The 15293-nt window shown below is 70.9% G+C and carries 12 protein-coding genes; 11 read left to right on the top strand and 1 reads right to left on the bottom strand.

Annotation, left to right across the window (positions count from 1 at the left end; genetic code table 11):
• The first annotated feature begins 247 nt into the window (after positions 1-247).
• The 11 genes from dnaK to ACH35V_RS15435 all read left to right on the top strand — a co-directional run bounded on the left by dnaK (position 248) and on the right by ACH35V_RS15435 (position 14548).
• Positions 248-2113, top strand: coding sequence for a molecular chaperone DnaK (gene dnaK, locus ACH35V_RS15385; RefSeq protein ID WP_395972901.1), 1866 nt, complete (start codon positions 248-250; stop codon positions 2111-2113).
• A complete protein-coding gene (gene grpE, locus ACH35V_RS15390; RefSeq protein WP_395972902.1) occupies positions 2110-2814 on the top strand; it encodes a nucleotide exchange factor GrpE in 705 nt (234 codons plus the stop codon). The genes dnaK and grpE overlap by 4 nt, the downstream gene beginning before the upstream one ends.
• Before the next feature lie 131 nt (positions 2815-2945).
• The gene (dnaJ, locus tag ACH35V_RS15395) at positions 2946-4127 is read left to right on the top strand and encodes a molecular chaperone DnaJ (protein WP_395972904.1); all 1182 of its coding nucleotides are present in this window, start codon (positions 2946-2948) and stop codon (positions 4125-4127) included.
• Between the two features lie 4 nt (positions 4128-4131).
• A complete protein-coding gene (locus tag ACH35V_RS15400; RefSeq protein ID WP_395972905.1) occupies positions 4132-4578 on the top strand; it encodes a heat shock protein transcriptional repressor HspR in 447 nt (148 codons plus the stop codon).
• Positions 4579-4586: 8 nt separating this feature from the next.
• Positions 4587-7184, top strand: a complete 2598-nt coding sequence (gene clpB / locus ACH35V_RS15405) for an ATP-dependent chaperone ClpB (protein WP_395972906.1) — start codon at positions 4587-4589, stop codon at positions 7182-7184.
• 59 nt (positions 7185-7243) lie between these two features.
• Entirely contained in the window at positions 7244-8233 is a 990-nt protein-coding gene (locus ACH35V_RS15410) for an SDR family oxidoreductase (RefSeq protein ID WP_395972907.1), read from the top strand.
• Positions 8234-8338: 105 nt separating this feature from the next.
• Positions 8339-9934, top strand: coding sequence for an alkaline phosphatase D family protein (locus ACH35V_RS15415; protein ID WP_395972909.1), 1596 nt, complete (start codon positions 8339-8341; stop codon positions 9932-9934).
• A gap of 261 nt (positions 9935-10195) precedes the next feature.
• The gene (locus ACH35V_RS15420; protein WP_395972911.1) at positions 10196-11533 is read left to right on the top strand and encodes an RNA polymerase sigma factor; all 1338 of its coding nucleotides are present in this window, start codon (positions 10196-10198) and stop codon (positions 11531-11533) included.
• Between the two features lie 251 nt (positions 11534-11784).
• Positions 11785-13161 carry an NYN domain-containing protein gene (locus tag ACH35V_RS15425; RefSeq protein ID WP_395972912.1) on the top strand — a complete coding sequence of 459 codons (1377 nt, stop codon included), beginning with the start codon at positions 11785-11787 and terminating at the stop codon, positions 13159-13161.
• Positions 13162-13242: 81 nt separating this feature from the next.
• Positions 13243-13890 (top strand): tol-pal system YbgF family protein, encoded by a 648-nt coding sequence (locus ACH35V_RS15430; protein ID WP_395972914.1) that lies wholly within the window; start codon positions 13243-13245, stop codon positions 13888-13890.
• Positions 13891-14305: 415 nt separating this feature from the next.
• Positions 14306-14548, top strand: a complete 243-nt coding sequence (locus tag ACH35V_RS15435) for a hypothetical protein (protein ID WP_395972915.1) — start codon at positions 14306-14308, stop codon at positions 14546-14548.
• Positions 14549-14742: 194 nt separating this feature from the next.
• On the opposite strand, the gene ACH35V_RS15440 is transcribed toward ACH35V_RS15435, so the two are convergent.
• Positions 14743-15267 (bottom strand): hypothetical protein, encoded by a 525-nt coding sequence (locus ACH35V_RS15440; protein WP_395972916.1) that lies wholly within the window; start codon positions 15265-15267, stop codon positions 14743-14745.
• Positions 15268-15293 lie beyond the last annotated feature (26 nt).

Raw genomic sequence — 15293 nt, forward strand, 5'->3', positions numbered from 1 at the left:
GGCCGGTCTCGTCCGCAGGACCGATCTCTGGGCCGTCGGCCGCGGATCGGGAACTGGAATAGGGCACTCAGACGTAGTGTTGGAGAGGTCGTCAGCAAAGTTGAGTCTGGGCGGCTCAAGTGATTTGACACAGGAGAACCGTCCGGGCACGCTTGCCGACAGCAACGAGACCGGCCGCACCCTGGGCGACCGGGGCGCTTGGACACCGGGAAAGCGATAAACACCGGATACGACGGAGGACGAGAACATGGCACGTGCGGTCGGCATCGACCTCGGGACGACCAACTCGGTCGTCGCGATCCTGGAGGGCGGGGAGCCCACCGTCATCGCGAACGCGGAGGGGTCGCGGACCACGCCGTCCGTCGTCGCCTTCGCGAAGAACGGCGAAGTGCTGGTCGGCGAGGTCGCCAAGCGCCAGGCCGTGACCAACGTGGACCGGACGATCCGCTCGGTCAAGCGCGAGATGGGCACCGACTGGAAGACCAAGATCGACGACAAGGACTTCACCCCGCAGCAGATCAGCGCGTTCGTGCTGCAGAAGCTGAAGCGGGACGCCGAGTCCTACCTGGGCGAGACGGTCACCGACGCGGTCGTCACCGTGCCCGCCTACTTCTCCGACCACCAGCGGCAGGCCACGAAGGAGGCCGGGCAGATCGCGGGGCTGAACGTCCTGCGGATCATCAACGAGCCGACCTCGGCCGCGCTGGCGTACCACCTGGAGAAGGAGAACGAGGCGACCATCCTGGTGTTCGACCTCGGCGGCGGCACGTTCGACGTGTCCCTGCTGGAGGTCGGCGACGGGGTCGTCGAGGTGAAGGCGACCAGCGGCGACAACCACCTGGGCGGCGACGACTGGGACATGAAGGTCGTCGACTGGCTGGTCGAGCGGTTCAAGAACAACAACGGCGTCGACCTGTCCAAGGACAAGATGGCGCTGCAGCGGCTCCGCGAGGCCGCGGAGAAGGCGAAGATCGAGCTGTCCGGCGCTACCGAGACGCAGATCAACCTGCCCTACATCACCGCGTCCAGCGAGGGCCCGCTGCACCTGGACGAGAAGCTCACCCGCGCCGAGTTCCAGCGCATGACCAACGACCTGCTCGAACGCACCAGGGCGCCGTTCCAGCAGGTGCTGAAGGACGCCAACATCTCGGTCGACGGCATCAACCAGGTCGTCCTGGTCGGCGGCTCGACCCGCATGCCCGCGGTGTCGGAGCTGGTCAAGGAGCTGACCGGCGGCAAGGAGCCGAACAAGGGCGTCAACCCGGACGAGGTCGTCGCGATCGGCGCCAGCCTCCAGGCCGGCGTGCTGAAGGGCGAGGTCAAGGACGTCCTGCTGCTGGACGTGACCCCGCTGAGCCTCGGCATCGAGACCAAGGGCGGCATCTTCACCAAGATCATCGAGCGGAACACGACGATCCCGACCAAGCGGTCCGAGACGTTCACCACCGCCGACGACAACCAGCCGTCCGTGGAGATCCAGGTCTACCAGGGCGAGCGCGAGATCGCCGCGCGCAACAAGAAGCTCGGCACGTTCCAGCTCACCGGCCTGCCGCCGGCGCCGCGCGGCGTCCCGCAGATCGAGGTCACCTTCGACATCGACGCGAACGGCATCGTGAACGTCAGCGCGAAGGACCAGGGCACCGGGCGCGAGCAGTCGATGGTCATCACCGGCGGCAGCGCGCTGCCGAAGGACGACATCGAGAAGATGGTCCGCGAGGCCGAGCAGTACGCCGAGGAGGACCGCCAGCGCAAGGAGGAGGCCGAGGTCCGCAACCAGGCCGACACCCTCGCGTACTCGACCGAGAAGTTCCTGCGGGAGAACGACGAGAAGGTCCCCGAGGAGCTGAAGGGCGAGGTCAACGACGCGGTCGCCGAGGTGAAGAAGGCGCTTGAGGGCACCGACGTCGAGGCGATCAAGGGCAGCGCCGAGAAGCTGGCGCAGGTCAGCCAGAAGATGGGCGCGGCCATGTACGCGCAGAACCCCGAGGGCGCGCAGGCGGGCGCCGACGACCACGGTCCCACGGCCGACGCCCAGGGTGGCGAGCCGCAGGACGACGAGGTCGTCGACGCCGAGATCGTGGACGAGGACAAGCCGAAGGGTGATGCTTCGTGACGACCTCCCCCGACGAGGGCGAGGAGAAGGAGGGCCCGGTGATCCGCGACAAGCGGCGCATCGATCCCGAAACGGGGAAAGTCCGGGAGCGGGCGGCGGACAAGCCGCCGGCCCCGGAGGCCCCGGCGAACGGGGGCGCCACGGTCTCGGACGAGGAGGCCGCCTCGCTCAGGACCCAGCTGGCGGAGCGTCTCGCCGACCTCCAGCGGCTGAAGGCCGAGTACGACAACTACCGCAAGCGGGTCGAGCGCGACCGGGTCGCGGTCCGGGAGCAGGCGCTCGGGCAGGTGCTGTCCGAGCTGTTCCCGGTGCTGGACGACATCGGCCGCGCCCGTGACCACGACGAGCTCACCGGCGGGTTCAAGTCCGTCGCGGAGAGCCTGGAGGCGGTCACGGGCAAGCTCGGCCTGGAACGTTACGGCGAGAAGGGCGAGCCGTTCGACCCGGTCGTCCACGAGGCGCTCATGCACGGGTACTCGGCGGAGGTGACCGAGACGAGCGTCATGGACGTCCTCCAGCCCGGGTACCGCATCGGCGAGCGGATCCTGCGGCCCGCGCGCGTGGCGGTGGCCGAGCCCGACCCGAACGCCGAGGAGGAGCCGGTCGAGCAGGCCGAGGACGCCGAGCAGGCGACCAAGGCCGGCAAGACCGGCGAGGCCGACAAGGCGGACGAGGCCGACTCGGGTGACGACGGCGAATGACCCCTGGCCCTCGCCGGGGGTTCCGGGGGATCGTCTCCCCAGAGGGACCGCGGGCCCGTCCCGTCCGGGGCGGGCCCCGCGGGGTCGCGTGAAGACATGTGGCAAGTGGCGATAGCAGAGAGCGGGGCGCCGTGAGCACCAAGGACTACCTGGAGAAGGACTACTACAAGGTCCTCGGTGTCGCGAAGACGGCCTCGCAGGAGGAGATCAAGAAGTCGTACCGGAAGCTGGCCCGCAAGTACCACCCGGACGCGAACAAGGGCGACACCGAGGCGGAGGACCGCTTCAAGGAGGTCTCCGAGGCCTACGACGTCCTGTCCGACGACAAGCGCCGCAAGGAGTACGACGCGGTCCGGTCGATGCCGGGCGGTTTCCGCGGCCAGCAGGGCGGCGGGTTCCCGTTCGACCTCGGCGACCTGTTCGGGCAGGGCGGCGCCGGGACCGGGACGCAGACCGGCGGCGCGGGCGAGCGCATCGGCGACCTGTTCGGCGGCCTCTTCGGCCGCGGCGGCACCCGCACCACCGGAACGGGGACGGGCGCGCGCCGCGCCCGCCGGGGCGCGGACGTCGAGACCGAGGTGACGCTGTCGTTCGGACGCGCGATGAACGGCGTCACCGTCCCGATCAAGCTGACCAGCGAGGCGGCGTGCAACGGCTGCCGCGGCACCGGCGCGAAGGCGGGCACCGTCCCGCGCGTGTGCCCGAGCTGCGAGGGCACCGGGCACGAGACCCGCAACCTCGGCAGCTTCGGGTTCCAGGAGCCGTGCAAGGAGTGCCACGGCCGGGGCCTCGTCGTCGACGACCCGTGCCCCATCTGCCACGGCAGCGGCCGCGCGACCGGCACCCGCACGATCCAGGCCCGCATCCCGGCGGGCGTCGCGGACGGCCAGAAGATCCGGCTCAAGGCCAAGGGCGCACCGGGCGAGAACGGCGGCCCGCACGGCGACCTGTACGTCAACATCAAGGTGCGCCCGCACCCGGTGTTCGGCCGCAGCGGCGACAACCTGACGCTGACCGTCCCGGTGACGTTCCCGGAGGCGGCGCTCGGCGCGGAGATCCGGGTGCCGACGTTCCAGGGGCAGCCGGTCACGCTGAAGCTGCCGGAGGGCACCCCGAACGGCCGGAAGTTCCGCGTGAAGGGCCGCGGCGCGACCCGGCGGGACGGCACGAAGGGCGACCTGCTCGTCACCGTCGACGTCCAGGTGCCGCAGAAGCTCGACGACCAGGCGCGGGAGGCGCTCGTCCGGCTGCGCGAGGCCGGCTCGGGCGACGACCTGCGGTCCGAGCTCGTCCAGCAGGCCAGGCAGGAGTGACGCCATGGACCCCTTCGGCGACGACACCCCGGTCTACGTGATCTCGGTGGCGGCCCAGCTGTCCGGGCTGCATCCGCAGACGCTGCGGACCTATGACCGGATGGGCCTGGTGTCCCCCGGCCGGACGCCGGGCCGGGGCCGCCGCTACTCGATGCGCGACATCGTGATGCTCCGCGAGATCCAGCGGCTCTCGCAGGAGGAGGGCATCAACCTGTCCGGCATCAAGCACATCCTGGAGCTGCAGCGCGACAACGTGCGGCTCCGCGAGGAGCTCGGCAAGGCGCACGCCGCGCTGGACGACCTCGCCAACGAACTCGAATCGACCCGTGCCGTCGCGGCGCGGCTGGCGCAGCAGCGCCGGCACGGTGAGCCGGAGGGCACTCCCGGCGCCGACCTGGTGCCGATCCGGCACACCAGCGTCGTCGTCTGGCACGAGCGCAACCGGGAATAGGGGAACCGGTGGACTACAAGCTGACGCAGAAGAGCCAGGAGGCGGTGTCGGTCGCGGTCCGGCGGGCCGCGGCCGAGGGGCATCCCGAGGTGGAGCCGCAGCACCTGCTGGCCGCGCTGATCGCGCTGACCGACGGCACGGCGGTGCCCCTGCTGGAGGCCGTCGGCGCCGACTGGCGGGCGATCAGGAGCCGGGCGGAGGAGCAGCTCGCCGCGATGCCGAAGGCGCAGGGCTCGACGGTGTCGACGCCGCGCCTGTCCGGGCAGCTCCAGCGGTCGGTCAACACGGCGGCGAACCGGGCGAAGCAGCTTGAGGACGACTACGTCTCGACGGAGCACCTCCTCGTCGGCCTCGCCACGGACGGCGGCCCGGCCGCGGGCCTGCTCAAAGAATTCGGCGCCACGCCGCAAGCACTGCTGGACGCGTTCGAGAAGGTCCGCGGCCACGCTCGCGTCACCAGCGAGAACCCGGAGGGCACGTACCAGTCGCTGGAGAAGTACGGCGTCGACCTGACCTCCGCCGCCCGCGACGGACGCCTCGACCCCGTCATCGGACGCGACTCGGAGATCCGCCGGGTCGTCCAGGTGCTGTCCCGCCGGACGAAGAACAACCCGGTGCTGATCGGCGAGCCCGGCGTCGGCAAGACCGCCGTCGTGGAGGGCCTGGCGCAACGGATCGTCGCGGGCGACGTCCCCGAGTCGCTGCGCGGCAAGAAGCTCATCTCCCTCGATCTCAGCGCGATGGTCGCGGGGGCGAAGTACCGCGGCGAGTTCGAGGAGCGGCTGAAGGCCGTCCTCAACGAGATCAGGCAGAGCGAGGGGCAGGTCGTCACGTTCATCGACGAGCTGCACACCGTCGTCGGCGCGGGCGCGGCCGAGGGCGCGATGGACGCGGGCAACATGCTCAAGCCGATGCTGGCCCGCGGCGAACTCCGCATGATCGGCGCCACGACCCTGGACGAATACCGCGAGCGCATCGAGAAAGACGCCGCCCTGGAACGCCGTTTCCAGCAGGTCTTCGTAGGCGAACCCACCGTCGAAGACACCATCGCGATCCTGCGCGGCCTCAAAGGCCGCTACGAAGCGCACCACAAAGTCCAGATAAACGACTCGGCCTTGGTCTCAGCCGCCACACTCTCCGACCGATACATAACGTCCCGCTACCTCCCCGACAAGGCGATCGACCTCGTGGACGAGGCGGCATCACGCCTCCGCATGGAAATCGACTCGCGCCCCGTCGAAATCGACGAGCTGCAACGCACCGTCGATCGCCTCAAAATGGAGGAGATGAACCTGTCCAAGGAGACGGACGAGGCGTCCAAGCAGCGCCTCGACCGGCTCCGCGCCGATCTGGCCGACAAGCAGGAGCACCTCACCGGCCTCGTCGCCCGCTGGGACAAGGAGAAGGCCAGCCTGAACCGCGTAGGCGAGGTCAAGGAGCGGATCGACCAATTGCGCGGCGAGGCCGAACGCGCCCAGCGCGACGGCGACCTCGAAACGTCGGCCCGCCTCACCTACGGCGAGATCCCCGCGCTGGAGAAGCAGCTCGAAGAGGCGTCCGAGGCGGCCGACAACCGCGACGCGATGGTCAAGGAGGAGGTCGGCCCGGACGACGTCGCCGACGTGGTCGCGTCCTGGACGGGCATCCCTGCCGGACGCCTCCTCGAAGGCGAGACCGCCAAGCTCCTCCGCATGGAGGACGAGCTGGGCCGCCGCCTGATCGGCCAGGAAACGGCCGTCCGCACCGTGTCGGACGCCGTCCGCCGCGCCCGCGCCGGCATCTCCGACCCGGACCGCCCCACCGGCTCGTTCCTTTTCCTGGGCCCGACCGGCGTAGGAAAAACGGAACTCGCCAAAGCGCTCGCCGAATTCCTCTTCGACGACGAGCGCGCGATGACCCGCATCGACATGAGCGAGTACTCCGAGAAGCACAGCGTCGCCCGCCTCGTCGGCGCCCCGCCCGGCTACATCGGCTACGAGGAGGGCGGGCAGCTAACAGAGGCCGTCCGCCGCCGCCCATACTCCGTCGTCCTCCTGGACGAGGTGGAGAAGGCGCACCCCGAGGTGTTCGACGTCCTCCTCCAGGTCCTGGACGACGGCCGCCTCACCGACGGCCAGGGCCGCACGGTCGACTTCCGCAACGCGATCCTGATCCTCACGTCCAACATCGGTTCACAGTATTTGGTAGACCCCACGCTGGAGAACGGCGCGAAAAAGGAAGCGGTCTGGAACGCCGTCCGCAACTCCTTCAAACCGGAATTCCTCAACCGCCTGGACGACGTGATCCTGTTCGACGCGCTCTCCACGAACGAGCTGACCCGCATCGTCGACCTCCAGGTCGACAAGCTCGCCGAACGCCTAGCCGACCGCCAACTCACCCTGGACGTCACTCCCGCGGCCCGCGAATGGCTAGCCCTGACCGGCTACGACCCCCTGTACGGGGCGCGCCCCCTACGCCGCCTAGTCCAGACGTCGATCGGCGACCAACTGGCCCGCGAACTCCTCTCCGGCGAGGTCCGAGACGGCGACGAAGTGACCGTAGACCTGGACGAACCCGCCGACCGCCTGTCCGTCCACCCAACCCGCGGCCTAACCCTCAACAAGTAGCCCGCTGCTGTGAGCGGCTAGGTGTTTCGTACAGTACGTACAGAAGGCAGAGTCTTCTTATGAGGATTCTGATGCTCGGTGGGACGGAGTTCGCAGGACGTGCCGTCACCGAGGGCGCTCTCGCGCGCGGCTGGGACGTGACCGTGTTCCACAGGGGACGCCATGCCCCACCCCAGGGAGTCGCCTCATTGCACGGCGACCGCACTACCGAGGAGGGTCTCAAGGCACTCGCCACCGACGAGGAGTGGGACGCGGTCGTCGACACCTGGTCTGCCGCCCCGTCCGTCGTCCGCGACACCGCACGCCTCCTAGACGGACGGGTCGGACGATACGTCTACATCTCCAGCCGCTCCGTCTACGCATTTCCCGAACCCGACGCACTCGGCGAGGACGCCCCCGTAGTGGAGGGCTCCCCAGACGACGGAGACGACGTCGACTACGCCGCCGCCAAGCGCGGTGCAGAAATTGCAGTGCTCGATGTGTTCGGCGACAGGGCGCTACTGGTGCGCGCGGGGCTCATCCTTGGTCCGTACGAGAACCTCGGACGGTTGCCCTGGTGGCTGAACCGGATCGCGAAGGGCGGCAAGGTCCTGGCGCCCGGCCCACGCGATGCCGGGTTGCAGTACATCGACGTCCGAGACCTCGCCATCTGGACCCTGGACGCCATCGAGCAAGAACTCGGCGGGCCTTTCGACCTCGTCAGCCCACCAGACCACACCACAATGCGCGAGCTGCTCGAAGCGTGCATTCAGACGACGGCCTCAGACGCCGAACTCGTCTGGACGCCCCCAGAAAAGATCCTCGAAGCAGGCATCGAGCCCTGGATGGACCTCCCGATCTGGCTCCCACCCGGTGAGGACTACGACACCCTGCACCGCGGCAACGTCGCCAAGGCACTTTCCACAGGGCTGCGTTGCAGAACCGTCCAGGAAACGGTGACGGACACGTGGGAGTGGCTTCAGTCCATAGGCGGACGCGCTCCCCAACGCCCAGACCGTCCCACGGTCGGCCTGGACCCCGAAACCGAGGCGAAGGTGCTGCGCCGCTGACCCGAGCCCGGTCCGGGCTTGCCCGCATAAGTGGACGCGACCGCCCCCGGTCCGCTAGAGAGACGTGGTATGACCGCTTTGGTACTCGGCCCCCACCTTCGGCACGTGAGTCACCACACCGCGACGATCTGGGTGGAGACCGACCGTCCATGCGAGGTCCGGGTCGTCAACCGGGAGCATGGCCTGGACGCGGGCGCCCGCACGTTCACCGCGCACGGCCACCACTACGCGCTCGTCGAGATCGAAGGTCTCGCGGCGGGCGCGCGCGTCCCGTACGAAGTGATCGCCGACGGCGACACCGTCTGGCCCGAGGACGGCGGCGCCGGGCTCCCGCCGTCCCAGATCAGGACGCTCGACCCCGCCGGCGGCCTGCGGATCTCGTTCGGGTCCTGCCGCCGTTCGCCCGGCACGGTCGAGCAGTTCGGCCACGACGCGCTGGCCGCGCTCGCCCGCCGGCTCAGCGGCGGCGGCGACGCGGTGACCTGGCCGGACATCCTGCTCATGGTCGGCGACCAGGTCTACGCGGACGAGTTGAGCGACGCGATGCGCGAGTTCATCAAGGGACGCCGCGCGCCGGGCGACCCGCCCTCCGACGAGGCCGCCGACTTCGAGGACTACACGCACCTGTACAAGCTGGCCTGGCACGACGATCCGGAGGTGCGGTGGCTGCTGTCCACCGTCCCGACGTTCACCATCTTCGACGACCACGACATCCGCGACGACTGGAACACCTCGTACGCGTGGCGCCAGGAGATGTGGTCGCAGCCCTGGTGGAAGGACCGCATCACCGGCGGGATCGGTTCGTACTGGATCTACCAGCACCTCGGGAACATGTCGCCGGAGGAGCGCGCGTCCGATCCCGTCTACAAGGCGGTGCGGACGGCGTCCGACAGCACCGGCGACGCGGCCGCCGTCCTGGACGAGTTCGCCGAGAAGGCAGACAAGGAACCGGCCAGCACACGCTGGAGCTACGCGCACGACTGGGGCGCCACCCGCCTCATCGTCGTGGACAGCCGCTGCTCCCGCCTCCTCACCGCCGACCGGCGCGGCATGCTCGACGACGACGAATTCCAGTGGCTGGACGAGCAGTGCCAGGGCGGCATGGACCATCTGCTCATCGCGAGCTCCCTGCCCTACCTGCTGCCCATGGCGATCCACCACGCCGAGTCGTGGAACGAGGCGATGGCCGGCGGCGCCTGGGGCAAGGCCGGGGCCGGGCTCGGCGAGAAGATCCGGCAGGCCGCCGACCTGGAGCACTGGGCGGCGTTCGAGCGCTCGTTCCGCGACGTGGCCGCCGACGTCCTCGCGGTCGGACGCGGTGAACGCGGCCCCGCGCCCGCGACCATCTCGTTCCTGTCCGGCGACATCCACTACTCGTACCTGGCGCGGGTCACCGAGCCCGGCACGCAGTCGAAGATCTCGCAGATCGTCTGCTCGCCGCTGCGGAACCCGCTGATCGGCAAGTTCCGCTGGGCCAACCGCATCGCGTGCTCGCGGGTGGCCGGCGGGCCGTTCCGCGCCCTGGCCAAGCTGTCGAAGGTGCCCGTCCCGCCGATCCGGTGGCGGATGACGGAAGGACCGTGGTTCGACAACGCGATCGCCACCGTCCACCTGTCGGGACGCGACTGCGACGTGCGCTGGGAGACCCCGCGGGACGGCGGCACGCTCAACGAGATGGGCCGCGCGAAGATAACCGGCTAGCGCACGCGGGCTCGCGCACAGCAGGCGAGCGGGCGCGCGTTTGCGCGGGGAAGCGCGCCCGCTCGGGTCTGCGGTGCGCGGGGCGCGCTCGTTCCACCCCCTCGCCGGAACGAACGCGCCCCGCGTGGGCGACCCGCCCCGGTAACGCCCACGCCCTCTCCGACGCCACAACGTCCCGGCCATGACGCGGCTCACGCAAAGATCTGCGACTGTGGCCAAATTGCGCGACAACTCGTGGCCAAGTCGTCACAATGAGCAATCATGGAACGACGTGCCAGGCGAGACGACCCCGCGCCCGAGGTGAGCGACGCGGAGCTGATCGCCAGGGTCCGCGACGGCGACGTCTCCGCCTACGGGACCCTCTACGAACGGCACCTCGCCGCCGCCCGCGGCCTCGCCCGCCACCTGGCCGGACGCGACACCGCCGACGACGCCGTGCAGGACGCGTTCACGAAGGTCCTCAAGGTCCTCAAGAGCGGCGGCGGGCCCGACGCCGGGTTCCGCCCGTACCTGCTCACCGTCGTCCGCCGGGCCGTCTACGACCGGCGGCGGGCCGAGCGGCGCGTCCAGCACACCGACGCGATCGAGAGCTTCGACCCCGGCGTCCCGTTCGACGACCCGGCGGTCGGGGAGCTGGAGCGCTCGATGATCGCCCGCGCGTTCCGGTCGCTGCCCGCCCGCTGGCGGACGGTCCTCTGGCACACCGAGGTCGAGCGCGCCAAGCCCGCCGAGATCGCGCCGCTGCTCGGCCTCACCGCGAACGGCGCCGCCGCGCTCGCCTACCGCGCCCGCGAGGGCCTCCGCCAGGCCTACCTGCAGATGCACCTGGACGGCGTCGCCGCCGAGGACGCGTGCCGTCCGGCCCTGGAGAAGCTCGGCTCGTACGTGCGCGGCGGCCTGGCCGAACGCGAGACCGGCAAGGTGAAGCGGCATCTGAACGGCTGCAAGCGCTGCAAGGGCATCCACGCGGAGCTGGTGGACGTCAACACGGCGCTGCGGGAGGTCCTCGGCCCGCTCGTCCTGGGCGCGGCGGCGTCCGGCTACCTCGCGTCCAAGGGCGGGGTGCTGCTGTGGTTCCGGCGCCTGCCGAAGCGGCAGCAGCAGGCGATCGGCGGCGGGGTGGTCGCCGCGACGACGGTCGCCCTGGCGCTGACGCTGGTGTCCGGCGAGGAGCCGACCCGGCCGCTGCCCCCGCCGCGGGCCGCCGCGGAGCCCAGCGCCCCGCCCGCCGCGGCGCCGCCGTCCGCGCCGCCCCCGCCCCTGGCGCCACGTCCGGCCGCCGCGGAGCCCGAATCGCCGCCCCGGAAGGCGCCCGCGGAGGAGCCGCCCGAACGCCCGCGGACGTACCCGCCGCGCCATCTCCCGAGCGAACGACCCGGAGGTCTCCAGATCCATGTCAAGGTGCGCGTTTCGCGGCATCACACCGGAATTCGGGTGCGGGTCAAGGTGGCCACGCCGCGCGGCGTCCCGTTCCGGGGTCCGGGCGGCACGCCCGGACGCGTCCACCAGAAGGTCCCGCACAAGGCGGCACAGAAGGCGACGGTCGGGGCCGGTCGCCATGGGCGGTTGAAGTCCGGGTCGCGGGGACCCCGGGACTGAGCCCCTGACCTGCCCGTTCCCGTAAAGATCATGAGGAAGCGCGGGGCCGGGGCCGCGGGGCTGGTAGCGTCCGCCGCGGCTCCCGAAACTTTGTTACCGGGGAGTCGCCAACCAGCGGCTTGCCATGAAAGAGTGGCGAATCGCCGTATTGGCCTACCGGGTTGACGCGCTTCACTACGCTATAGGCGACCCGGGACACTACGCCGGATGGGCATGCCGTGAAGTCCCGTGTTGAGGAAGGGCGGTGTCGCATGGATCGCTGCGCGCTGTTCGTAGACGCCGGCTACCTGCTGTCCGACGGCGCGATGGCGGTGCACGGCACGCGCCATCGCGAGACCGTCTCGTGGGACTTCGGCGGGGTCCTCCAGCTCCTCGGCAACCTCGCCAGGGAACGCACCGGCATGCCGCTGCTGCGCTGCTACTGGTACGAGGCGACCGTCGAGGGCCGCCGCTCCCCCGAGCACGACGCGCTCGCCGACCTGCCCGGCCTCAAGCTGCGGCTCGGCCGGATCCGGCCCGGCCGCCGCGAGGGCGTCGACACCGAGATCCACCGCGACCTGATGACCCTGGCCCGCAACGGCGCGCTGACCGACGCCGTCCTGGTCACCGGCGACGAGGACCTCGCCCAGGTCGTCGCCGACGCGCAGGACCTCGGCATCCGCGTCACCGTCGTGCACGTCGCCGTCGACGGCAACTGGACGATCTCGCGGGTGCTGCGGCAGGAGTGCGACGACCTCATCGAGATCGGCTCCGGGCACCTGCGGCCCTACGTCAACCTGCTCACCGGCATGGACGGGACGGCCGGCTCCGCGCTCGGCGCGGGCCCGCTGTCCAACGGGCACGGCGCCAACGGCCACGGCGGCAGCCTCGGCCACCTCCAGCCGGCCGCGCACAACGGCCCGCCGCCCTCGTCCCCGATCAGCGGGCAGCCGCCGTCGTCGCCCGCCCCGCCCGTCCGCGACCTCGGCCCCGCGATGACCGGCGGCATGAGCGGTGGCACCGGCATGGGCGGCACCGGCATGACCGGCAGCGGCATGACCACCGGCCCGATGAGCGGCCCCGGGACGACCGGCAACCCCGGCATGACCACCGGCCCGATGCCGCTGCCCGGCGGCGGGGGCGGGTCGTCCTACGGCACCGGCGGCCAGCAGCTCCCGCTCCAGCCCACCCCTGCTCCGACGTCGGCGTCCGGGCCGTCCTCGACGCAGTCCCCGCCGGCCCCCGCCCCGCCCGCGCAGCCGCCCGGCCCGCAGTACAGCTCGTCGCCGATCCCGGCGCCGTCGCCGCCTCCGCCGCCGCAGACGATGCAGCCGGAGAACCGCCCGCACGGCCCCTACACCGGCCCCCAGCAGATCTCGCCCGTCCCGGTGCAGCAGAGCACCCCGACGCTGGCGGACGCCGTCAAGGCCGCCCACCAGGAAGGCCAGGACTTCGGCGAGTCCGTCGCCAGGGACGCGCCCGCGCTGTGGCTGGAGGCCGTCCTCGCCCGCAAGCCGCGGATGCCGTCCGACCTGGAGGCCCGCCTTTTGCAGGGCTCCTCGCTCCCGATCGACTTCCTTCTGCACGACGAGGTACGGCACGCCCTGCGCCGCGGATTCTGGGACGCACTTGAACGTTCGCGCAGGTGAGCTGATACCTACGCCCCGGTTTTCACACGATCATCATCGATTCGCCCGCTTCGGTCGCGCGGCGGCGGGTAGCGTTGAAGCGTGACGCACGTGACGGAAGACGACCTCGACGACCTGGAGTTCGACACCCTGCGCACCGGCGATCACATCTCGGCGGCCCGCCGGCTGTCCGAGCTGGCCGAGTCGGTGTCCGGCGGGGTGTCACGCGCCAACGTGCTGCTGCGCGCCGGCGAGCAGTGGCAGCACGCGGGCGACCACGCCAAGGCCGCCGAGCTGTACCGCAGAGCCCTGGACGACGGCGGCGAGACCTACGGCGACGCGCGCGCCTACCTCGCCGACGCCCTCTTCGAGCTGGGGCGCGCCGGCGAGGCCCGTGAACTCGTCGAGCAGATCCGCGCCGATCGTCCGCGCGACCCCGAGGTCTACCGGACCGTGGCCGAGGTCCTCTACGCGCAGGGCGACGCGACCGGCGCCCACGAATGGGCCACCAGCGGAGCCGACGTCATCCTCGCGCTCCGCGACCGCGCCGTGGGCACCGGCATCGGCGGCGGCCCCGACGAACCCCCCGCCCCCGAGGCCGACTCCCTCACCCCCGGCCCCGACGACGTCGCCATCGCCGAGGACAGCCTCGAAGCCCTCCTCCGCCTCCGCTACCGCGCCCGCATCGACCTCGGCCGCAGCGAAGACGACTACGACGCCCTCCTGGACGACCTCCTCAAGAACGCGTAGCCAGCCCAGGGGGCGACCCCCTGGAACCCCCGTCACGAGCCGCTCGATCCTCACGCCACGGCGCGGGTTTGTCGTGCCCGCGCGGATCTGCCGTGTGCCGCTGCGGACGCCCGCCTCGCCCGGTCGTGCGACCTCCGGTGACGCCGCCTCCACCCCGTGATCCGCGCTTGAGTGGTCCCCGAGATACGGCTTGCGCTCGCCCACGCCGCCGGACCAATCCCCACGAATCCGAGCCACAGGGATCACTCTGTCAATTATCACGTTGCAATAATACGCGTACACAGAGTAGTTTTTTGGACTGTGAGTCATCATTTAGTTACTAAAAGCGATTGCTCACTGCGAACGGTGATGGCATGATTTCACACGGTCACCGCAAGAGCGGGACCGTCATCCCCCCGGAGGAACTGTGAAGTTCATGTCCTTGACCGCCAAGACCCTCGTCGTGGGCGCCGCGTTCGCCGTGCCCGCGCTGGCCTCCTCGGCCGCGCACGCCGATGTCGCCACGGTGGCCCCCGTGGTCGCGCCCATTGTGGCGCCCGCGGTCGCGCCGAACGTCCAGCCGAACGTCCAGCCCAACGTGCAGCCGGGCGTCCAGCCCAACGTGCAGCCGGGCGTTCAGCCGAACGTGCAGCCGGGCGTCGAGCTCGAGGCCGGCTGACCGGCCGACACCTGGTGGTCTTCGGGTACCCGCCGCGCGGCAGACCTCACGCACTTCCCTGCCTGCCGTGCCCGTGACCGCCCTGGTCAGTCAGCACGCCAATCTCCATTCTTGTTTGCCGGGCACCGGCCCGGGGGCACGCGCCCCCGGGCCGGTGCTCCTTTTTGGCCCCGTACTCCGAGCGGAACTACCGCTCATAGCTCCATGAGGAGTTCGCTCAGGGATTGGGCCACCGCGGTCGGGGGTTCGTGTTCGGTGACGGGCCAGCCGCGAAGGCGGGCCTCCCTGATCGCCTGGTCGTGACCGGACGAGGCGGAGCGGTCCGAATGCGTGCGGAGGTACCCGCAGGGCGCCTCCGGCCAATCTGGGGGCATGGGGACGTCGTTCTGCGGCGCCTCATGGTCGTGCCGCATGGGACGGGGCAGATCGGCGTCGATGAACACGTAACCGGCGATCGGACGGTGCGCGGCGCGTTGCGCGAGGGCGATGCCGGGGAGCAGCGGTCCGGCGGCGCCGTGCGCGGCGAGGGCGAGCGGGGGCACGGGGTCGGTCGCGGCGATGGTGAGGGAGGCGCGGGCGATGTAGCGGGGGCCGGTGTCGTCCGGGACGTCCGGGGCGATCACGTCCAGGCCGTACGAGCGGAGCATCTCGGGCAGGTCGCCCCAGGCGGCGGCGGTGGCGTTCGGCTCGTGCAGCAGGACGAGTGTTCCCGGCGTCATGCCGGGCACCGTACACGGCGGCAATA

Source organism: Actinomadura sp. 1N219, assembly GCF_044326405.1.
Taxonomy (GTDB): Bacteria; Actinomycetota; Actinomycetes; order Streptosporangiales; family Streptosporangiaceae; genus Spirillospora.